Consider the following 19683-nt stretch of genomic DNA (forward strand, 5'->3'; position numbering starts at 1 on the left):
CCCGCTCCGAGGCTGGATGCCGCTAGGCTGCCGGACGCTGCGGAATATCAAGGCCACGTTGCACGGCGGGCCGGGCAAGTCCGCGCTCCAGCCAGGCAGGGACATGTTTCAGACTGTCGAAATCAACGATTTCCCGCGCGCCATAGAACCCGACAAGGTTGCGCACCCAGCCGAGCATGGAGATATCGGCTATGCTGTATTCGTCGCCCATGATCCATTCACGCCCGCTGAGCCGCGTCTCGATTACGCCGAGCAGGCGCTTAGATTCATCGACGTAGCGTTGGAGCGGCCGCTTGTCCTCGATCTCGCGGCCCGCGAACTTGTGAAAGAATCCGACCTGTCCGAACATCGGCCCGATTGCTGCCATCTGGAAGAAAACCCACTGGATGGTATCGTATCGCAGTCTCGGGTCCGCGGGAATGAGCTTGCCGGTCTTCTCGGCGAGATAAAGCAGGATGGCGCCGGATTCGAAGAGGCCGAGCGGCTTGCCGCCCGGACCATCGGGATCGATGATCGCGGGGATCTTGCCGTTGGGGTTGAGCGACAGGAACTCCGGCGTCCAGCTTTCATTCTTGCCGATGTTGACCGCATGCGGCTCGTAGGGCAGCCCAAGTTCTTCCAGCGCGATCGACACCTTGACCCCGTTCGGGGTCGGAAAAGAATAAAGCTGTAGCCGGTCCGGATATTGTGCCGGCCAACGGCTGGCAATGGGGAAAGCGGATAGATCGGACATTCACGTCTCCTTGGGGGGATTTGATTCTGGAGCGGGTAGGCTAGCATGCAGCCGAACGCGCATCCACGTTGCCGGGTTCCTGTGATTGTTCGGCTTTTCCGAAAACCAGTTCCGCCATCTGCCACCTACTTCGAACTGAGGCCAATCGCCACTATTAAGTCCAACAAAAGCGGCTGAACCTCAGCCGGTATCAGACATTAGGAGAAGAACATGAGCAGACTATCTGGAAAAGTGGCGATCGTTACCGGTGCGAGCGCCGGTATCGGTCGGGCGACGGCAAAACTGTTTGCCAAGGAGGGCGCAAAGCTTGTCGTCGGCGCGCGGCGCAAGGAAGAGCTTGACGCATTGGTGCGCGAAATCCAAAGCGATGGCGGCGAAGCCGTTGCCCTTGCCGGCGACGTGCGTTCGGAAGATTATGCCAAGGGCCTCGTCCAACTCGCCGCGGAACATTACGGCAGGCTCGACATCGCCTTCAACAACGCCGGCGTTATGGGAGAAGCGGGCCCAACAACCGGCGTTTCTGAAGCAGGCTGGAACGATGCCATTGCGATCAACCTGACTGGCTCTTTCCTTGCCGCCAAGCATCAGGTCGCGGAGATGCTGAAGCACGGTGGCGGATCGATCATCTTCACGTCCACCTTCGTCGGCTACAGTTTCGCATTTCCGGGCGTTGCTGCCTATGCCGCCAGCAAATCCGGAATTATAGGCCTCACCCAGTCGCTGGCCGCGGAGTACGGACCGCAGAATATACGCGTCAATGCGATCCTGCCGGGTGCCGTGGATACGGACATGTACCGCGAGATGAACAATACACCTGAGTCAAAGGCATTCATCACCAACCTTCATGCCTTGAAGCGGGTCGCGACCGCGGAGGAACTGGCGCGCTCGGTCCTCTACCTGGCCTCCGACGACGCTTCGTTCGTGACCGGCACGGCCTCGCTGGTCGATGGCGGTGTCTCGATCACACGGACGTAAAGTGCTCATGACGTTGATCCTGACCGTCTCACAAGTCAAATTCTTGGGCTCTGCGGGTTCCGTGCTTCCCTCCCCCTTGTGGAAAGGGTCGGACCGAAGGTCCGGGGCGGGGTCCTTTCGACAGCGAAGCGATTTGTTTCCTACCAGGCACGCCCCTCCCGGCCGCTGCGCAGCCACCCTCCCCACAAGGGGGAGGGAAAGGCGGCGCCCTGCATTCGAAAATCATTGGCCGATGATCCACTCACCGCCCTCTGTCCTGCCGGATATCTCCCCCACAAGGGGGAGATCAGCCTGCTTCACGGGTTTGCCTAACGGGCCCGCACTGGTCAGGCCCGAGGACCGAAATCAAGGCGGTGTGACAATCATCCAGGTGAACACATAGGCCTGGAGCATGACCAGAATACCGACGAGGCAGGCCAGCACGATTGAATGCTTGAAGACAAATCGCAGGATCGTCCCCTCGTGCCCGTACCAGTTGGTAGCGGTGGAGGCGACGACGATCGACTGTGCATCAATCATCTTGCCCATGACGCCGCCTGAGGAATTGGCCGCGCTCATCAAGATCGGCGAAAGGCCGAGTTGTTCGGAGGTAATCTTCTGCAGATTGCCGAAGAGCACGTTGGAGGCGGTATCCGAACCCGTCAGGGCGACGCCCAGCCAGCCGAGCAACGTTCCGAAGAAGGGATAGAGCACACCGGTCGCGGCGAAGGCGAGGCCGAGCGTCGCATCGATGCCGGAGAGGCGGGTGAGCGTGCCGATGGCAAGCATCGCCGAGATCGTGATCAGCGAGTAGGCGCACAGCTTGATCGTGCGGCCATAGGCCGTGATCAATTCAAGTGGTTTGTAACCCATGATGAAGCCGGAAATGATGGCTGCAATCAGCATGCCGGACCCTGTGAAGGAGAGCCAGGTGAAGGCGAAGACTGCTTTTTCCGGCGTCGGAGTGGCAGCAATCGGCGCGACTTTCATGATCTGGTTGTTAAGGCCCGGCACCTCGTAGCTCAACGTCGCCCATGGATTGACCATGCCCTTGAACCAATCAGTACCCCAAAGCAGAAGCACTGCGCAGACGATGATCCACGGCGTCAGCGAGGCCCAGACCTCCTTGCGCGTCGGCTCGCGTTTGGTTGTCTTCACCGGTGGGACCTGTTTTGCCGAGTCGTCGCGAATACGCAGCTTGGCCGAGGTCCAGATGACTTGCGGCTGCCAGATGCGAAGAAAGCCTATGAGGCAGGCCATGGAGATCAGGGAAGCGCCGATATCGACGATCCAGGGGTTGACGAAATTGGAAATCAGGAATTGGGGCACGGCGAAGGAAACGCCGGTGACGAGAATGGCAGGCCAGACTTCCTTCATGCCTCGCCAGCCGGCAAACGCCCAGACGACCCAGAATGGTATGATCAGCGAGAAAAACGGCAATTGCCGTCCCACCATGGCGCCGAGCAGAAACGGGTCAATGCCCGTCACGCTCGACAGGCCGGCGATGGGTGTGCCGAGCGCGCCATAGGCGACCGGGGCCGTATTGGCAATTAGCGACAGGCCTGATGCGGCAAGCGGCGAAAAGCCGAGGCCGATAAGGATCGCCGCGGTGACTGCGACGGGCGTGCCAAATCCCGACGCGCCCTCGAAGAAGGCGCCGAAAGAAAAGGCGATCAGCAGGATCTGCAGGCGCCTGTCACGGGTAACGCCGCCGATCGTGTTTTGCAGCGTCTCGAAGATGCCCTTCTCGACGGTCAGTCTGTAGAGAAATATGACGTTGAGGACGATCCAGCCAATCGGAAAGAAGCCGGTTACAACGCCAAGCAGCGATGCCCTGACCGACATGCCGGCAGGCATGGTGAAGATGAAGATGGCGACAAGATTGGCAACGACCAGGGCGATGATCGCGGCGATGTGCACCTTGACCTTGTTCGATGCGATCATCGCAAGCAGCACGACAACGGGTATCGATGCGGCGATAGTCGATAGGACGGCGTTATTGAAGGGGTTGTAAACCTGATTCCACATGTTGAATACGCTCCATGACGAATGTATGTGGCAGATGAATCGGTCTTGTCCCTAGTTGGTACGTCGAAAGTCCAATATTGCAAGGCGACTTACTCACAAAGCGTTTGATAAGTCTGGCGCCTTTCGCCGACGTCTCGAAGCAACTCAACACAATCCAGACGTGTGTTACCGTAACATACTTGCGTGTAAACGGGTTGCTGGTCACCAATGGAAGCAGAATGCTTTTGCTGGGGATGCAGTTCCAACTCACGCAAATCTTCCACGCAGTTTCATGCCGCATCGGCATCGCAGCTTGTGACGCGGACAGATGATCTCAAGAAAACCGGACGCAAGCCCATTGCTTGGAACCAATGAATGGCGCGCGGACTTCCAACGGAGGCCAACATGAAAGTGAGAATAATAAGCCAAGTGGCTGCCGCGCTCATTGTTATGGGCGCATTGGTTCATGGCGCAGCAGCAGCTGACGCCATTACCGAGGAGGAGGCCGCGACGATCGGCATAGATGCCTATGTCTACTTCTATCCCATGGTGACGATGGACGTGACGCGGCGGCAAGCAACAAATATCGAGCCCGGTAAAGTTATGGGGCGAGGGCCGGCCAACACCTTCGTCAACGTTCCGGAATTTCCGACCGCCGACTACCGCGATGTGGTGAGGCCCAACTTCGACACGCTCTATTCTTCCGCCTGGCTCGACATGACCAAGGAGCCTATGGTCGTATCCGCACCCGACACCGGCGGGCGCTATTATCTCCTTCCCATGCTCGACCTGTGGTCGGACGTCTTCGCATCACCCGGCTGGCGGACCACCGGTACGGCCAAGGCCGACTACGTGCTGGTGCCACCCGGCTGGCAAGGCAAAGATCTGCCAGATGGCCTCCAGCGGATAGACGCGCCGACACCCCATGTCTGGATCATCGGCCGCACCAAGACCGATGGACCCGAAGACTACGATGCGGTTCACAAGATCCAGGCGGGCTACAAGATCACTCCGCTATCGCAATGGGGCAAGACTGCAGAACCCGCCAAGGTGACCGTCGATCCCTCGGTCGATATGAAGACGCCGCCGAAAAAGACAGTGGACAGCATGTCCGCAGACGAATTCTTCGCCTACGCGGCCGACGTCTTGAAAGTCAATCCGCCGCATATCACCGATCAGCCGATCATCGCACGCATGAAGCGGATAGGCATCGAGCCCGGCAAGAGCTTCGACGCGGATAAGCTCGATGCGGCCGTTGCGAAAGGGCTGCAAAACGTGCCCGCCCAAGCGCGAAAGCTCATGGAGTGGAAGGTGCCGACGCTTGCTCGCGTCGCCAATTATTGGTCGATGAATACCGATACGATGGGCGTTTACGGCAATTACTACCTGAAGCGGGCGATTGTGGCCCAGCTTGGCCTCGGTGCAAACCTGCCCGAGGATGCGATCTATCCGCTCAATCTCGCTGATGAAAAAGGCGATCCTCTGACCGGCGCCCGGAATTACACCCTGCATTTCGACAAGCAATCACTCCCGCCGGTCGATGCATTCTGGTCGGTCACGCTCTATGATATGGAAGGCTTCCAGGTTGGCAATCCGCTCAATCGCTTTGCTGTCAGTAGCTGGATGCCGTTCAGCTATAATGCAGACGGTTCGCTCGATCTCTACTTCCAGAACACGAGCCCCGGCGCCGACAAGGAAGCCAACTGGTTGCCCGCGCCTGAAGGTCCGTTCAACCTGACGATGCGGCTCTATGGGCCGCGATCCGAGGCCCTCACGGGAAAATGGAACCCGCCGGCCGTCATTGTCGCGCCTGCCTTGCAGCCCTTGGTGACGCAGTAACAGCAACTCAGCCCGCGGCGCTGGAAACGGCGCCGCGCGTTTGTATCTCTGGAGCGCTTCTATTTAAGTGCGCAAAACTCTAAAACACCCTCATGAACTTCATTCGGCATCTCTTCGGTGTCTGTCGCAGCCTTTGGAAGGCGATCACGGATGAACTCCGTTCAGTCGGCCGCCCGGGGCCCCGGCTCGTCGACGAGCTTGAATGCGTCCTGTCGGTGTTGCTTGCAATTGTCTTCGCCCATGCGCTTGGGGCGCAATATGTCGGATGGGCGGCATTCAGCGGCTATGCCGTCATGCGCTCGCGGCTGTCGGAAAGTGTCATGCGCGGGACGCTGCGGATTACGGGAACGATAGCAGGCGCGATCGTTGCGCTTATCCTCGCGCCGCTAATCGCCGACAAACCCTTTCCGCTCGCCATGGCTTTGGCGCTGATCGGGTCAACGACGCTCTATTTCGCGCTTGTCAGCCGGCGCAGCTATGCCTGGCTTTTCACGGGACTTACCTTCTGCATGATCCTGATCGAAGGCATGATGCAGCCCGCGAGCTCGGTCTTTCCCTTTGCCCGGTCGCGCATCGTCGAAATCCTTGCAGGCACATTTGCCTGCATCATTGTCAGCGCCTTGTCCAATTTGACCATTCGCCGGGCGCTGCGGCGAGACGAGCCGAAGACTGCGACACACCTGTCGACGCCGGCTGCAACGCTTTGGCACAAGGGCGCTGCGCTCCACGCGCTCCAGGCCGGGATCGCGCTGGCGTTCATTCCGTTCATCTGGCGGTGGACCGGCTTTGCCTCGCTCAGCCAGTCGAGCGTAACCATCATGGCCGTCATGCTGTTGCCCGTGGCAACGCTTGAATCAAGCGTATTGAACCCGGTCAGCTCGAAGATTGCGATGCGCTTTGTCGGTTGCGCCGCCGGCGGCGTGCTTGCCATCGCTGTACTGTTGAGCAGCCATCACTCGCCGTTGCTGATGACGCTTGCCCTTTGCGTTGCCGTGATCATCGGACGGCACGTCGAGAACGGCAATCCGGCGACGAGCTATATCGGCATCCAGTTCGCGCTTGCTTTCCTTGTCGTTCTCGTTCCCGACAACTACGTGAATGCCGCGCCAGAGCCGGGTTTGAACCGCCTGGCTGGAATTTTGCTCGGTATCGTAATCCTCGAACCAGTTCTGCTCGCCTGGCATCTGCTTTTCGCTGATAAATCGCCGCCGAAAGTTGGAATGGCGACCGAACCCGACAACATGCCGAGGGAATAGCGATCAATTCGGCGCGACTGCCCCATGCGACACGTTGAAGAATTGCGCCCGTCCGCGAAGGCTGTCGAACAGCGAAGTGTCCGTGCCAGTCATGAATGCCTGGCCGCCAAGTTCCTCGATAATGTCGAACAGGGCGGCCCGGCGGCCCTCGTCGAGATGCGCGGCTATTTCATCGAGCAGCAGGATGGGCGCCATGCCGGCAAGCTTTCCGGTCAGCCGCGCATGCGCAAGGATAAGACCGATCAGCAGCGCCTTCTGCTCACCTGTCGAGCATAGCTCAGCGGGCATCGCTTTTGGCCGGTGGCGGACGAGGAGATCGGAGCGGTGCGGCCCGTCGAGCGTGCGCCCGGCAGCGCGGTCGCGGCTTCTGCCATCACGAAGCGCTCGCCTGAAGATCTCCTCCACGTCCGTTGCCGCCTCGATGCCGATGCGCTGCTCAAGTGTGCCCTCGATGAGGCAATCGGCCTTGGGGAAGGGACTGCCGTCGGGCGAACGTTCGATCATGTCATTGATCAGACGCATCAGTTCGGCGCGCGCTGCGGCAATCGCTATGCCGAGTTCGGCCATCGGCGTCTCTATTGCATCGAGCCAGGCGTCGTCGGCACGCTCTTCGGTAAGCAGTCGATTACGGCTGCGCATCGCCTTTTCATAATCGAGAACGCGCTTGCCGTGGGCGGGGTCGATGGCGAGAACCATGCGGTCGAGAAAACGACGCCTGTCGGCGGAAGGGCCAGTAAAGAGGCCGTCCATCGCCGGAACGAGCCAGAGGATACGCGCGTAGTCGAGAAGTTCATCGGCGCTTGCGGCGGTGACACCGTTGACGCGGACGCGCCGTCCGCTTTCGCCCGGCGCATTGCCGGCAAGGCCGGTTCCGACATCGACCGAGCCTTCCTCCGTCTCAATGGCGGCATGGATGGCAAAACCGTCAGGCGCTCCGTTGCGGGTTACATCCGTATAAACGGCGCGCCGCAATCCACGACCAGGCGAAAGAAACGAAATTGCTTCGAGTAGATTGGTTTTCCCCGCACCGTTTTCACCCGTCAACACCACATGCGATGGCCCGAGCCGCAGCGAGAGGCTTTCATAATTGCGGAAATTGGCAAGCTTCAGCCGGCTGATCGAAACGCGGGCAGGTGCGAGACTATTTTCCATGGAGGCCTACTGTATGCCCCCTAGAAGGCCGCTCGACCCCCGACTGCGTTTCCCCGCAGAAGGGGGTGATGGGACTATGACAAGATCACCCATTGGATGCTGCGGCGATCGCCCTAAACCCGCATCGGCATGAGGACATAGAGCGCATTTTCATCGCCCGTATCGCGCACCAGTGTCGGCGAACCCGCATCGGCCAGCATGAACACTGCCTCCGTACCGGTCAACTGCGCGGTAATATCGAGAAGGTACTTGGCATTGAAGCCGATCTCGATCGGATCGGCGTCGTAATCTGCTGCAATCTCATCGGTCGCACTGCCGGAGTCCGGGTTGTTGACGGTCAGCGTCAGCAGCCCATCGCCGATGGTGAGCTTTACGGCACGGCCACGCTCGCTCGAGATCGTCGAGACACGGTCGACAGCCGAAGCAAAGCTTTGCCTGTCGATCGACAGCTTCTTGTCATTACCCGAGGGGATGACGCGCTGATAGTCGGGGAACGTACCGTCGATGAGCTTCGAGGTAAGGACGACCGATCCTATGGTGAAGCGGATCTTGGTTTCGGAGAGTTCGACCGTCACGGTAATATCCGGATCGTCGACGAGCTTCTGCAATTCAGCGACGGTCTTGCGCGGGATGATGATCCCCGGCATGCCCTCGGCCCCGGCGGGCGCTTCGAGTTCGGCGCGGGCAAGGCGATGGCCGTCGGTGGCGACAGCGCGCAGCTTCAGCTTGCCGTCGCTCTCGATGGCATGAAAATAGATGCCGTTGAGATAATATCGCGTCTCTTCGGTGGAGATGGCAAATTGCGTGCGCTCGATAAGGCTTTTCAGCGCGCTCGACGGCATGCGGAAGGTGTGGCTGAACGAGCCAGCGGTCAGCTCCGGAAAGTCGGACTGTGGCAGGCACTGCAGGCGGAAGTTCGAGCGGCCGGACGTGACGGCCATGGAATTGCCATCCGTATTGGTGGCCAGCATCACCTCGGCACCGTCCGGCAACTTACGGACAATGTCGTAGAGGAGGTGGGCCGGAACAGTCGTCGCACCGGATTGCTCGATTTGCGCGCTTGTTGCTTCCGTCACTTCGAGATCGAGATCGGTAGCCTTCAAGGCGAGGCTGGCGCCGTCGGCATTGAGCAGGACATTCGACAGGATCGGAATGGTATTGCGCCGTTCGACCACGCGGTGGACATGATTGAGCGACTTCAGAAGGTTGGAACGTTCAAGAGTTACACGCATGATAAACCGGTCTCGCTGACTTCTATTCCGGCAGGAGGGCGGCGTATCTGCAATCCTCCTCCGGTGCGGGGTGCTTATTCCCCAGGGTCAAGCAAATTGGCAGAACTTCGCCTTAAAAAGCAAGCCTGCGGCAGGCATCAGCGTACCATACCACAGGCTTTCTGTTGATAAGATGTGTCCTATTGGGCCTGTTCGTTGATCAGGCGCTTCAACAGTTCGAGTTCCTGCGAGAGTTTCTGGTCCTTGCCGACGATGTCCTCGATCTTGCGCACGGCATGAAGGACAGTGGTGTGATCGCGACCGCCGAAACGACGGCCGATTTCCGGCAGGGAACGCGGCGTCAGCATTTTGGCGAGGTACATGGCGATCTGGCGCGGCTTGACGATCGTGCGTGTACGCCGGTTCGACAAGAGGTCCTGCTTCGATACGTTGTAGTGGCGAGCGACGATGCGCTGGATTTCCTCGATGCGGATGCGCTTGGCATCGCCGCCCCGCATGAGATGGCTGAGGAGTTCATCAACGCGGTCGACGGAAAGGTTCGGTTCGAACGTCTGGCGGAACAGCAACTGGTTGAACGCGCCTTCAAGTTCGCGGCCGCTGCCGGTCACGGACTGGGCGACGTGGTCGAGAATTTCCATGGAAATATCCAGCGAATGATCTTCGAGCTGGGCAGCAGCGAGACGCCGCTTGAGGATTTCGAGACGCATCGCATAGTCCGGCGAAATCATTTCCAGGGCAACGCCGCCCTGCAGCCGTGAACGCACGCGTGCATCGAGCGATTCAAGCTCGGAAGGCGGACGGTCGGCAGCAACGACGACCTGCTTGGCACTGTCGAGCAGCGTATTGATCAGGTGGCAGAATTCGTGCTGGATCGACTTACCCTGCAGGAACTGCATGTCGTCGATGATCAGAAGGTCGATATCGCGAAGCTGTTCCTTGAAAGACAACGCATTGTTGTCGCGGATTGCTGTCGCAAAGCGCCACATGAAATATTCGGCGGTGAGATAGACGACGCGGGCGCGCTCCGGGCGCTTCAGCGCCTCTGCGGCGATAGCCTGCAGGAGATGGGTCTTGCCGAGCCCGACTGACGCATGGATGAACAGCGGATTGAAGCGGACGGCGCTGGCGCCGGCATCGGCGATGGTGCGCGCGGCAGCAAGCGCCACGCGGTTTGGCGTACCGTCGACGAATGTCTCGAACGTATAGCGCGGATCAAGCGGCGAGCCGAAAACCGAGTTCTGCGAGCGATCGGCGAAATGCGCTGGAGCCTTCTTTTCCTGCGAGGTGGTGCCGACCGGGAACACCGGCTTCTCACGGGCCAGCGCACGGGTCTCGGCACGCTGGGGTGCCTCGGCGTCACAGATCGGCCGGATGGCACGGCTGGCGCTGCGGAAGACGATCTCGACCTTCAGAACCTGCTCTTCTTCCTCGCGCCAGAGCGCGGTGATCATGTCGGAATAATGATTGTTGATCCACGAGCGCAGGAAGGCGGTCGGCACGGACAGCCGGACGATGCTCTTCGACGTTTCGTCGAGTTTCAAGCGGCCGAACCAGCTCGAATAGACCTCGCTGCCGAGTTTCGCCTTGAGCTTGCTTTTGACACGCTCGAATATCATTTCGCTGCCGGCCGAAGCCATGTCTTTCCCCTCATCCACATGGAGCGGGACCATGGCATTTGTGCCGTTTTCCATTATTCCGCTGGTCATTGTCATCGCCTCATCCTGGTATTTCATTCGGGTCGTAGAGACGCCCGTGTTTTATATTTGCCGACGTATCACCGTCAGGCAGTGATGACCGACGAGCCGCCCCAGTGGCCCGTCTGGTTAATGCCGTAACTAACAGATTGAGGATTTGGCGATCACGCAGTGTTGTACTGAATAAGACTTGTTCAGAATATCTGTCACAACCACGTTCGCATCCCTCTCGTTAGGCGCGTCAAGCCTTACGCCCGGCTCACGCCAGCGTCGCCAACCCGCTCGATTTATGAAACAACCCAACCCCGATGGGCTGAGTACTGACAAAAACCACTCGTTACGCAAACGGTCAAATCTGCGCCCGAACCCACTATTTAATAAGCCTGTTAAATGGGTTTTGCCCACCCCTTCGATGTCTTGGACCTTACAAAAACCTTTGCAGGAAGAGCAAGTCCGGCCCAAGGGTTTTTTGATGAATAAAAGGTTAATGGAATTTGATTTTTTTTAAGTGTCCCCGGCTCAACTTGGAAAAACCGTTCGGATTCAAGGCTTTTTTTGAGGCTCAGATTTTGTTGCACTGCGACCAGACACACAGAAAAAAAATTTATAAATTTACGCTTGACAGCGGGTGTGGTCGGAGATTCCACCGGACGGTCCCGAGTTATAATTACTACCTTTTATAACTCGTTGAAAAAACACACAAATTGATGATTGACGCTTTTTGTCCTAATCGATTTGTGACCACCAGATGTCATGGTTTTGATAAGCCACAATCTTTTCCCCGGGTAACGAATTTATTCCCAGAATCAGGCCCAAATAAAAAAACCCGGCTAAATAGATGCCGGGTTTTCAAATATAAATATGAAGGTCTGATTAAGCAGACATGCCCTTCAGGCGAGCCGAGAGGCGAGATACTTTGCGCGAGGCAGTATTCTTGTGAAGGACGCCCTTCGAGGCAGCGCGCATGACTTCCGGCTCGACAGCCTGGAAGGCGATGGCGGCAGCCGCCTGGTCGCCGCTTGCAACCGCATCTTCGAACTTGCGCAGGAAGGTGCGCACGCGCGAACGGCGGGATTTGTTGACTTCGGTGCGGGCTTCGATCTTGCGCGCCGCTTTCTTGGCCGAAGGAGTGTTGGCCATGATGCCTCTCTTTTCTGTCAGCTAATCGGCAGCCTGAAAGCAGCCGTCACAAAATAATAGGGTGGCCGAGGGGCCACCGAACGTTGGGGGGCTTATAGATGACGTTTGCTTTTGCGTCAACTTGGAATCGCTGATGAATTCGGGGATATTTTCGTTCAGCGATTTTTAAAGGACGGCGGCCGCTTTTCGGCAAAGGCCGCCATGCCTTCCTTCTGGTCCTCGAGCGCAAACATCGAGTGGAACACCCGGCGCTCGAAGCGCAAGCCTTCCGAGAGCGTCGTTTCATAGGCGCGGTTGACGGTCTCCTTGGTCATCATCACGACGGGCAGCGAGAAGGAGGCAATCTTCGCGGCCGCCTTGACGGCCTCGGCCACAAGGTCTGCCGCAGGAACCACCCGGGATACCAGGCCGCAACGCTCGGCCTCGGCCGCATCCATCATGCGCCCGGTCAGGCACAGGTCCATTGCCTTCGACTTGCCGACCGAACGGGTGAGGCGCTGCGATCCCCCCATTCCCGGCATTACGCCGAGAGTGATCTCGGGCTGGCCGAATTTCGCGGTGTCGGCGGCGATTATGAAGTCGCACATCATGGCGAGTTCGCAGCCTCCGCCAAGTGCATAGCCAGCGACCGCAGCAATCAACGGCTTGCGCAGCCGGGTCACGCGCTCCCACTCGCTGAAATAGTCGCCGAGATAGGCGTCGGCGAATGCAAGCGTCTGCATTTCCTTGATGTCGGCGCCGGCGGCAAAAGCCTTTTCGGATCCGGTGATGACGATCGCGCCGATATCGTTGTCCTTGTCGAACGCTTCAAGTGCGCCTGCAAGGTCCGCGAGCAGCGCCGAATTCAACGCATTGAGCGCTTGCGGACGATTGAGCTGGATGAAGCCCACCTTTTCGCGCGTCTCGACGATGATGTTTTCATAGGTCATGGTTGATCCTCCTCAATCGCTAATGCTGGCACACGGGGCAATAGAAGGTCGAGCGCCCGCTTTGGACAATACGCGACACCGTGCCACTGCAACCCTTGCGTGGGCACGGGGCGCCTTCACGGTCATAGACCGAGAACGAATGCTGGAAATAGCCAAGTTCGCCATCGGCTTGCCGGTAATCCTTGAGGCTCGATCCGCCGGCCTTGATCGCGTCAACGATGACAGCCCGGATTGCTGTCGCGAGTCGTTTTGCATCATCGGTCGGCGCGCCATCCGTGCCGGAAATGCTCCCTGCCGGCCGCAATGGCGAGAGTTCCGCGCGCCACAGCGCTTCGCATACATAGATGTTGCCAAGCCCGGCTATCAACCTCTGGTCGAGAAGTGCCGCCTTCAAGGGCGCCGCCTTCTTGTGAAAGAGCTTCGCCAGCAAGGCGCCGTCGAGGCGGTTGCCCGTCGGTTCGGTGCCAAGGCCCTTGATCAGCGGATGGTTGTTGAGTTCGCCGGGCTCGGCAAAGAGCATGAAGCCAAAGCGCCGCGGGTCATTATAAACGACACGGCTCGTCTTGCCATCCTTGGCACCGAGCTGCAGCACGACGTGGTCGTGCAGCGCGTTCTTCGAGCGCTCATGGGCAAAATCGCCGGGCGTTTCCGCCGCTTCGCCTTGCTCGATGCGATAGGATCCCGACATGCCAAGGTGGCTGATGACGCCGAGACCGTTATCGAGATGAAGGATGAGATATTTGGCGCGCCGTTCGAGCGCTTCGATGCGCCGGCCCGTCAAACGCTCGGCGAAGCGCTCGGGGAAGGGAAAGCGCAGGTCGGGACGCCGCTGCTCCACGGCAAGTATGGTCGCGCCCTCCATGACGGGCTGGAGACCGCGCCGGACGGTTTCAACCTCAGGTAGTTCAGGCATCTGGGCTGCGCTCTCCCGTGCCCTTGAGGAAGCTCTTGCCGTGGAGGCCGGGGGCAATGCCGAGATGGGCGGCGACCGTCTCGCCAATATCAGCGAAGGTCGGGCGTACGCCGAACGAGCCTTTGGGCAGGTCCGGACCGTAGCAAAGCACCGGAACCCGTTCGCGCGTGTGGTCCGTGCCCTTATAGGTCGGGTCGCAGCCATGATCGGCGGTAAGAATCATAAGATCGCCGGGACGCAGCTTTGCGATGGCCTCGGGAAGGCGCATGTCGAAGGCCTCGATCGCTGCCGCATAGCCCGCGACATCGCGCCGGTGGCCGTAGAGCATGTCGAAATCGACAAAATTGGTAAACACGAGGTCGCCATCCTGTGCGTCGTCCATCGCGACCAGGGTTTCGTCGAAGAGCGCCATGTTGCCGTTGGCCTTGCGCACCTGACCAACGCCCTTATGCGCATAGATGTCGCCGATCTTGCCGATGGCGATGACCATGCGGCCGGCATCGGTAAGGCGGTCCAGCAGCGTCGCCTCAGGTGGCGGAACGGAATAATCGCGGCGATTGCCGGTGCGCTCGAATGTTTCCTTCGCCTCACCGATGAATGGCCGGGCAATAACGCGGCCAATATTCAGCGGATCGACCAGCTCGCGAACGGTTTCGCAAAGCTTGTACAAACGTTCCAGTCCGAAATGCGTCTCATGCGCGGCAATCTGGACCACAGAATCAGTAGACGTATAGAAGATGGGCATGCCCGTGCGGATGTGTTCTTCGCCCAGTTCCTCGATCACGTCAGTTCCCGAGGCGTGTTTGTTACCGAGGATGCCTGGAAGCTGTGCAAGCCGAACCGTGTCGGCGATTAAGGTTTCGGGGAATGTCGGAACCGTCTGGGGAAAATAGCCCCAATCGAACGCCACCGGAACGCCTGCAATTTCCCAGTGACCGGAAGGGGTATCCTTTCCCTTCGATGTTTCTTCGGCCGCCCCCCACAAACCGACCGGGGCAGGGGCCCGCGATGATACCGGAAAAGTCGAGGCGATATTGGCGGCGTGGAAGAGGCCGAGCGAACTCATATTGGGAACAAGCAGAGGACCCTGGCGCAGGCCTTCCTTGTCGGCCTCGCCGGCGGCACATCGTTCGACGATGTGCGCAAACGTATTTGAACCTTCGTCGCCGAAAGCCTTGGCATCCGGTGCGCCGCCGATGCCGAAGGAGTCGAGAACGAAAAGGAAAGCGCGAGCCATGCGATACTCCGAGTAAAATCAGACATCACAGATAGGTCAAACAGCGCGCCGTGACAAATCAATGGTGGCGGAGCGTCCTCAGCAGTTGGTGCAGGTAACCGCGTTTGAACCCTGCCGGATGCGGCCATAGGTGTTCTTCGACATGTGAATTCCGATAACCGAAGCACCGGCGGCGGTGTTCGTTTGTCCGGTGATCGTCCAGGGGATGATCGGCACATAGGCAAGTTCGGCCTTCACCTGGACCACGGTGGTGCTGGGGATGCGCAGATTGGCGTCGAGCGTGGCGGCGCTGCCGGCGTTGAACGGCCTTGACTCGGTGCCATTTACCACCCGCCGCGACCAGAGCACGGTCGCATTGCCGGCCGCGGATATATCGATGGAGGTTATTGTGATCTGCGGCGTATCCCGGCGATAGGGCAGCACCGTCGCCTGCCCGATCTTCATGATGTCGCCGAGCTGGGCAGTCGTCACAGTCGTTTGTTGCGTGACGAGGTCGGCCACCATCGTCGCCGCCCGGCCGAGGTCCTTGTTGACGTTTATCCCCTCGGTCGTTTCGACCGTGCCGAGGTAGAGCAGGATGAGGACGGGGGCAATGAGTGCGAATTCAAGCGCTGCGACGCCTCGCTTGTCGCCGATAAAGCGCTTCGCCAGGAGGGCCAGATGTTTGGCGGTCTTTTGTTGTTTTTGGTTGTTCATGCGTCACACTTTCGAAGCTATGCCGGAATTGAGCATCAGACGAACGGTTCGTTTCTCCAGGTCGCGGTAGAGAACAGCAGGGTCCTCCCCGTTCCGTCGATTGTCTCGATACGATTGCGCATGAGATTGGTGAGGATTGGCCAGCGATAGAAAACGCGCAGCTGGTTGATCGTGCCCGCGCCGCCTACATTGTTCTTGAAACCCGTCGAATCGACGTCTCCATTCGGCCTTAGCGGGATGGTGACAGGAACGTTGGTGAAGTTCGCATAGGTCTTCAGGTCCACGACGAGGTTGGCGCAGCCGGCTTCGGGCAGGATAAGCTTTGCGCAAATGCGATCGCGCAGCTGGTTCCCCGAGATATTTGCTGCCCTTAACTCGCCGGTACGCAAGCGCCTTGCGATTTCATCGGTAGCGTTTGCCATGACCTGCTGCGCCATGAAGGTCATTCCTACTTCGAATATGACGAAGATCAGCAGGAAGAATGGCAGCGCGATCATCGCGAATTCGATGGCAACCGTGCCGCGTCGGTTGCGCCTGAAGCGGGCAAGCAGGGCCACGAGACGGCTTTGCCTGACGCGCCCTGTGCCGTATTGAGCTGCAGAGGCTGCCGCGACACCTTCATGCGATTGATTGTTTTTATCGTTGTAGAACATGGATGGAATTCCCCGACCACTTAAGGCAAGAAAATTCCTAGCATTCAGAAGTTAGAATCCCGTTCGAACCGCGGTGGAAATTGCAGTAAATTCCTTCACGATTTTTCAACCGTGAGTAGCGCCAGCTCAGTTGCCGCCGATCTTTTGATCGGATTCGGTTTCGGCAGTCGTCTTCTGGGCCGTTTCGCAATAGGGCGTACAGGAAAGTGTCTGCACGAAAGCACGCCGATAGACGCGCGTCGTGTTGGCAACGCTGCGGCTCACCATGACCTGATCATCGACAATCGGGCTGCCATCGGCGTCCAGAATGACAATATTGGTCATGCCGAAGCCTTTCCCCGTCAAAATTACGGTGCGTGCATCCTTGACGACCGCATCGGCAATGGCGGGATCGCCGACGACGACCGTATCCGCCGGGCGCGCGAGCCTCAATATTCTTGCCTGGTTCATGATCACATGGATGCCCGTATCGGCGCTCGCCGGGGCGGGGGCGAGCGCAAGGGCGACAAGCGCCAAGGCGATGGTCAATCCGTACGCAGAAACAGTGTGGAATTTAGTGCCGACCATGGATAAGAGCCCCTCGAAACGAATGCTTCTCAAACATGGCGTGGATTGGTGAAGGAAAGCTTAAACCCGCAAAGCTTTTGTTAATCATAACGGCGCGAGACAACGTACAAACGATAAAATTTTATGCAAAATCTAACTATACGATTTACCTTTTAGTCACCTCTATTTCGAGTTGCCAAAGCTTTACTATTTTGTAACGGTGTTCCTTAAGATGAATGAAATTCGCTGCCACTAGCGTTCGATCAAGCGCAACCAGTGGTACGAGCGAGGACATTCCAGATGACAGGCACGATGAATGCGATCCTCGACGTGTTCGCTCGCTTCCTGCACAACCGGTGCGGCGCTACGGCTATTGAATATACGCTTATCGCTTCGATCCTAAGTATCGCCATTCTGGCCGGCGCGAACGTGCTGGGATCATCGGTACAAACCCTTTACGGCTCCCTTGCAGACAAGGTTGCCCAGGCGCCAAACAGGTAAGGTCATGATTGAAGCCGCCATCCTTGTCATCTTTCCATTTGCAATGGCCTTTGCGGGGATCTCCGATCTCCTGTCGATGACAATTCAAAATCGCGTTTCGCTCATCCTTGTCGTTTCGTTTGTGATTTTGGCGCCGCTGACCGGCATGGGCTGGGAAGCCTATGCAATGCATTTTGCCGCGGGCGCTGCGGTTCTCACGGTAACATTCGGCCTTTTCGCGACCGGCACAATGGGCGGCGGCGACGCCAAGCTGATGTCGGCGACGGCGCTTTGGCTCGGCTGGAACATGGGCCTTGCCGAATATTTGTTGATGATGTCTGTGCTGGGCGGCCTGCTTACCCTCGCAATTCTCAACTACCGCAATTCCCATGCTGCAATAATGTATGCGGACCGGATCGAGTTCATGCGGCGGCTCGCGCGCAAGGAAGAGGGCGTCCCCTATGGCATCGCCCTTGGCGGCGCCGGCCTCCTTGCATTTCCAAGCTCTCCCCTGTGCCAATGGGTTATCGATCGCCTGGCCCACCTCTGATTGACCTATCAGGGGTCTTTCTTGGATACAAACCGAGCGTGCATTGTTAGACCAGGCGTCACCTTGTAGATTGGAACGACACCCTGGAGATTTGAACATGGCGCTAAAGCGGATGGACAATGTCGGAATCGTCGTCGAAGACCTCGAAGCGACGATCGATTTCTTTCGCGACCTTGGCCTCGAACTCGAAGGGCGGGCGACGATCGAAGGAGAATGGGCCGGACGCGTCACCGGACTGGGCGATCAGCACGTCGAGATTGCCATGATGCGCACGCCGGACGGTCACAGCCGGCTCGAGCTCTCGCGCTTCATTTCACCGCCCGTCGTCGCAGATCACCGGAAAGCGCCGGTCAACGCGCTGGGCTACCTGCGCGCCATGTTTACCGTGGACGACGTCGACGAGACGCTTGAAAGACTGAGTGCCCACGGCGCGCAACTCGTCGGCGAAGTGGTCCAGTATAAAGACGCGTATCGGCTCTGCTACATTCGCGGGCCTGAAGGGCTTCTCATCGGGCTTGCCCAAGAACTAAGCTGAACGGCGATACAAATAAGACCGTGAGGAGCGGGCTGGATGACGATAGCCACGCGGCCCGCATCGACGTTTCAGAAGCCATGATCCATGTCGCCATGCGCGACGTTCTGCTGCGTCGGACCAGCTACTGACGTTCTCAAATTGACCCGCTGAGTATTCATAGATCGAAAGTCTAACGGTTAAACGCCGTTAAGCATAGATTTAAGCAATGCGTTAACCATAATTACACGATTGGCAAGTCAAAGTGCAACCGTGGGTAATCTTAGACAAAAGTCTAACGGGGTGCATTGAATGCAAAGAGCACGACTTGTCATTTTGACCGTCGCGGTCGCTGCCGCGGGCGCCGCGGGCTATATCGCGACGCAGATGAAGCCCGACGTTACCGTCGTGCAGTCAGCACCCCAACCACAGATGAAATTGCAGGATATTCTCGTTGCCACGGACAATCTCGGCGTCGGCACGGAACTGAACGGCCAGCTGCGCTGGCAGCCTTGGCCGGTCGATGCCCTTGCCGACGGATATATCAAGCGTGCCGACCGTCCGAACGCCGTCGAGGAACTCAAGGGCTCCACGGTTCGACTGCGCATATTCACGGGCGAACCGGTTCGTGAAGCAAAGCTCATTGGCAAGGGTCAGAGCTTTATGTCGGCGCAGCTCCCGGCCGGTATGCGCGCTGTGGCGACGCAGATTGCCTCCGAGACGTCGGCGGGCGGCTTCATTCTTCCCGATGACTATGTCGATGTCATCATGGTCCACGAGATCGAAACACAGGGCCAGGCGAAGCAATACATTACGGAAACCGTCCTTCGCAACATTCGCGTGCTGGCGATCGATCAGACGATCCAAGAAGACGAGAACGGTGAAAAGACGAAGCTGGGGTCCACCGCAACGCTCGAGCTGACGCCGGAACAGGCGGAAGTCATCACCGTCGCGCAACAGATGGCGGCGCGCCTGTCGCTCGTTCTCCGCTCGGTTCAGGACGCCCAGGAACAGACCGGACCCGGCGCCGAATATCTCGTCAATTCGCCGGGCCGTAGCGGCAATGTGAAACTGATCAAGTCTGGAACCATGGTCGAAGTCATGGGGCGGAAATAAAAAAATGGGGCACGAAATCAACATCATGCAGCTCAAATGCGCATC

Annotated in this window: 19 protein-coding genes; 7 read left to right on the forward strand and 12 right to left on the reverse strand. The window is 58.4% G+C overall.

The window, feature by feature from the left end; all coding sequences use genetic code 11:
- Positions 1-22: 22 nt before the first annotated feature.
- Positions 23-733 (reverse strand): glutathione S-transferase family protein, encoded by a 711-nt coding sequence (locus AC1DNI_RS03615; protein WP_477690848.1) that lies wholly within the window; start codon positions 731-733, stop codon positions 23-25.
- 210 nt (positions 734-943) lie between these two features.
- Between AC1DNI_RS03615 and AC1DNI_RS03620 the strand changes: the two genes are divergently transcribed.
- Entirely contained in the window at positions 944-1708 is a 765-nt protein-coding gene (locus AC1DNI_RS03620; RefSeq protein WP_477690849.1) for an SDR family oxidoreductase, read from the forward strand.
- A 345-nt stretch (positions 1709-2053) separates the two neighbouring features.
- Here the strand turns inward: AC1DNI_RS03620 and AC1DNI_RS03625 are convergent, their stop codons facing one another.
- Positions 2054-3715: an L-lactate permease gene (locus tag AC1DNI_RS03625; RefSeq protein WP_477690850.1), complete on the reverse strand. Its 1662-nt coding sequence runs from the start codon at positions 3713-3715 to the stop codon at positions 2054-2056.
- A 384-nt stretch (positions 3716-4099) separates the two neighbouring features.
- Here AC1DNI_RS03625 and AC1DNI_RS03630 point away from each other — a divergent pair, with 384 nt between their 5' ends.
- Together AC1DNI_RS03630 and AC1DNI_RS03635 are read left to right on the forward strand one after the other, a co-directional pair.
- Entirely contained in the window at positions 4100-5533 is a 1434-nt protein-coding gene (locus tag AC1DNI_RS03630; protein ID WP_477690851.1) for a DUF1254 domain-containing protein, read from the forward strand.
- 92 nt (positions 5534-5625) lie between these two features.
- The gene (locus tag AC1DNI_RS03635) at positions 5626-6789 is read left to right on the forward strand and encodes an FUSC family protein (protein ID WP_477690852.1); all 1164 of its coding nucleotides are present in this window, start codon (positions 5626-5628) and stop codon (positions 6787-6789) included.
- Between the two features lie 3 nt (positions 6790-6792).
- Here the strand turns inward: AC1DNI_RS03635 and recF are convergent, their stop codons facing one another.
- From recF to AC1DNI_RS03685, 10 genes are all read right to left on the reverse strand, one after another.
- On the reverse strand, positions 6793-7941 hold the full coding sequence (gene recF / locus AC1DNI_RS03640; protein ID WP_477690853.1) for a DNA replication/repair protein RecF: 1149 nt from the start codon (positions 7939-7941) through the stop codon (positions 6793-6795).
- A gap of 113 nt (positions 7942-8054) precedes the next feature.
- Positions 8055-9173, reverse strand: a complete 1119-nt coding sequence (gene dnaN, locus AC1DNI_RS03645) for a DNA polymerase III subunit beta (RefSeq protein ID WP_113279731.1) — start codon at positions 9171-9173, stop codon at positions 8055-8057.
- A gap of 179 nt (positions 9174-9352) precedes the next feature.
- Positions 9353-10864: a chromosomal replication initiator protein DnaA gene (gene dnaA / locus AC1DNI_RS03650; protein WP_051614816.1), complete on the reverse strand. Its 1512-nt coding sequence runs from the start codon at positions 10862-10864 to the stop codon at positions 9353-9355.
- A gap of 876 nt (positions 10865-11740) precedes the next feature.
- Positions 11741-12007, reverse strand: coding sequence for a 30S ribosomal protein S20 (gene rpsT / locus AC1DNI_RS03655; protein ID WP_027230438.1), 267 nt, complete (start codon positions 12005-12007; stop codon positions 11741-11743).
- 155 nt (positions 12008-12162) lie between these two features.
- The gene (locus AC1DNI_RS03660) at positions 12163-12936 is read right to left on the reverse strand and encodes an enoyl-CoA hydratase (RefSeq protein WP_477690854.1); all 774 of its coding nucleotides are present in this window, start codon (positions 12934-12936) and stop codon (positions 12163-12165) included.
- Positions 12937-12955: 19 nt separating this feature from the next.
- On the reverse strand, positions 12956-13849 hold the full coding sequence (gene mutM, locus AC1DNI_RS03665) for a bifunctional DNA-formamidopyrimidine glycosylase/DNA-(apurinic or apyrimidinic site) lyase (RefSeq protein ID WP_477690855.1): 894 nt from the start codon (positions 13847-13849) through the stop codon (positions 12956-12958).
- On the reverse strand, positions 13842-15086 hold the full coding sequence (locus AC1DNI_RS03670; protein ID WP_477690856.1) for a phosphopentomutase: 1245 nt from the start codon (positions 15084-15086) through the stop codon (positions 13842-13844). The genes mutM and AC1DNI_RS03670 overlap by 8 nt, the downstream gene beginning before the upstream one ends.
- Positions 15087-15164: 78 nt before the next feature.
- Positions 15165-15782 carry a TadE/TadG family type IV pilus assembly protein gene (locus AC1DNI_RS03675; protein WP_477690857.1) on the reverse strand — a complete coding sequence of 206 codons (618 nt, stop codon included), beginning with the start codon at positions 15780-15782 and terminating at the stop codon, positions 15165-15167.
- A 35-nt stretch (positions 15783-15817) separates the two neighbouring features.
- Positions 15818-16435: a TadE/TadG family type IV pilus assembly protein gene (locus tag AC1DNI_RS03680; RefSeq protein ID WP_477690858.1), complete on the reverse strand. Its 618-nt coding sequence runs from the start codon at positions 16433-16435 to the stop codon at positions 15818-15820.
- Between the two features lie 126 nt (positions 16436-16561).
- Positions 16562-17002, reverse strand: coding sequence for a pilus assembly protein N-terminal domain-containing protein (locus AC1DNI_RS03685; protein ID WP_477690859.1), 441 nt, complete (start codon positions 17000-17002; stop codon positions 16562-16564).
- Positions 17003-17281: 279 nt separating this feature from the next.
- Between AC1DNI_RS03685 and AC1DNI_RS03690 the strand changes: the two genes are divergently transcribed.
- From AC1DNI_RS03690 to cpaB, 4 genes are all read left to right on the forward strand, one after another.
- The gene (locus AC1DNI_RS03690; RefSeq protein WP_228017117.1) at positions 17282-17482 is read left to right on the forward strand and encodes a Flp family type IVb pilin; all 201 of its coding nucleotides are present in this window, start codon (positions 17282-17284) and stop codon (positions 17480-17482) included.
- A 4-nt stretch (positions 17483-17486) separates the two neighbouring features.
- A complete protein-coding gene (locus tag AC1DNI_RS03695; RefSeq protein WP_477690860.1) occupies positions 17487-18011 on the forward strand; it encodes an A24 family peptidase in 525 nt (174 codons plus the stop codon).
- A 97-nt stretch (positions 18012-18108) separates the two neighbouring features.
- Positions 18109-18546, forward strand: coding sequence for a VOC family protein (locus tag AC1DNI_RS03700; RefSeq protein WP_477690861.1), 438 nt, complete (start codon positions 18109-18111; stop codon positions 18544-18546).
- A gap of 288 nt (positions 18547-18834) precedes the next feature.
- Positions 18835-19638, forward strand: coding sequence for a Flp pilus assembly protein CpaB (cpaB, locus tag AC1DNI_RS03705; RefSeq protein ID WP_027230430.1), 804 nt, complete (start codon positions 18835-18837; stop codon positions 19636-19638).
- The last annotated feature ends 45 nt before the right edge of the window (positions 19639-19683 follow it).

This window comes from Phyllobacterium sp. 01N428, assembly GCF_056399405.1.

Coding starts and splice junctions, on each gene's coding strand:
- recF (WP_477690853.1), bottom strand. CDS start 7,941: ATGGAAAATAGTCTCGCACCTGCCCGCGTTTCGATCAGCCGGCTGAAG.
- AC1DNI_RS03695 (WP_477690860.1), top strand. CDS start 17,487: ATGATTGAAGCCGCCATCCTTGTCATCTTTCCATTTGCAATGGCCTTT.
- AC1DNI_RS03700 (WP_477690861.1), top strand. CDS start 18,109: ATGGCGCTAAAGCGGATGGACAATGTCGGAATCGTCGTCGAAGACCTC.
- dnaA (WP_051614816.1), bottom strand. CDS start 10,864: ATGGAAAACGGCACAAATGCCATGGTCCCGCTCCATGTGGATGAGGGG.
- AC1DNI_RS03620 (WP_477690849.1), top strand. CDS start 944: ATGAGCAGACTATCTGGAAAAGTGGCGATCGTTACCGGTGCGAGCGCC.
- AC1DNI_RS03635 (WP_477690852.1), top strand. CDS start 5,626: ATGAACTTCATTCGGCATCTCTTCGGTGTCTGTCGCAGCCTTTGGAAG.
- AC1DNI_RS03680 (WP_477690858.1), bottom strand. CDS start 16,435: ATGTTCTACAACGATAAAAACAATCAATCGCATGAAGGTGTCGCGGCA.
- AC1DNI_RS03625 (WP_477690850.1), bottom strand. CDS start 3,715: ATGTGGAATCAGGTTTACAACCCCTTCAATAACGCCGTCCTATCGACT.
- AC1DNI_RS03690 (WP_228017117.1), top strand. CDS start 17,282: ATGACAGGCACGATGAATGCGATCCTCGACGTGTTCGCTCGCTTCCTG.
- dnaN (WP_113279731.1), bottom strand. CDS start 9,173: ATGCGTGTAACTCTTGAACGTTCCAACCTTCTGAAGTCGCTCAATCAT.
- AC1DNI_RS03615 (WP_477690848.1), bottom strand. CDS start 733: ATGTCCGATCTATCCGCTTTCCCCATTGCCAGCCGTTGGCCGGCACAA.
- AC1DNI_RS03670 (WP_477690856.1), bottom strand. CDS start 15,086: ATGGCTCGCGCTTTCCTTTTCGTTCTCGACTCCTTCGGCATCGGCGGC.
- AC1DNI_RS03660 (WP_477690854.1), bottom strand. CDS start 12,936: ATGACCTATGAAAACATCATCGTCGAGACGCGCGAAAAGGTGGGCTTC.
- AC1DNI_RS03675 (WP_477690857.1), bottom strand. CDS start 15,782: ATGAACAACCAAAAACAACAAAAGACCGCCAAACATCTGGCCCTCCTG.
- AC1DNI_RS03685 (WP_477690859.1), bottom strand. CDS start 17,002: ATGGTCGGCACTAAATTCCACACTGTTTCTGCGTACGGATTGACCATC.
- AC1DNI_RS03630 (WP_477690851.1), top strand. CDS start 4,100: ATGAAAGTGAGAATAATAAGCCAAGTGGCTGCCGCGCTCATTGTTATG.
- rpsT (WP_027230438.1), bottom strand. CDS start 12,007: ATGGCCAACACTCCTTCGGCCAAGAAAGCGGCGCGCAAGATCGAAGCC.
- cpaB (WP_027230430.1), top strand. CDS start 18,835: ATGCAAAGAGCACGACTTGTCATTTTGACCGTCGCGGTCGCTGCCGCG.
- mutM (WP_477690855.1), bottom strand. CDS start 13,849: ATGCCTGAACTACCTGAGGTTGAAACCGTCCGGCGCGGTCTCCAGCCC.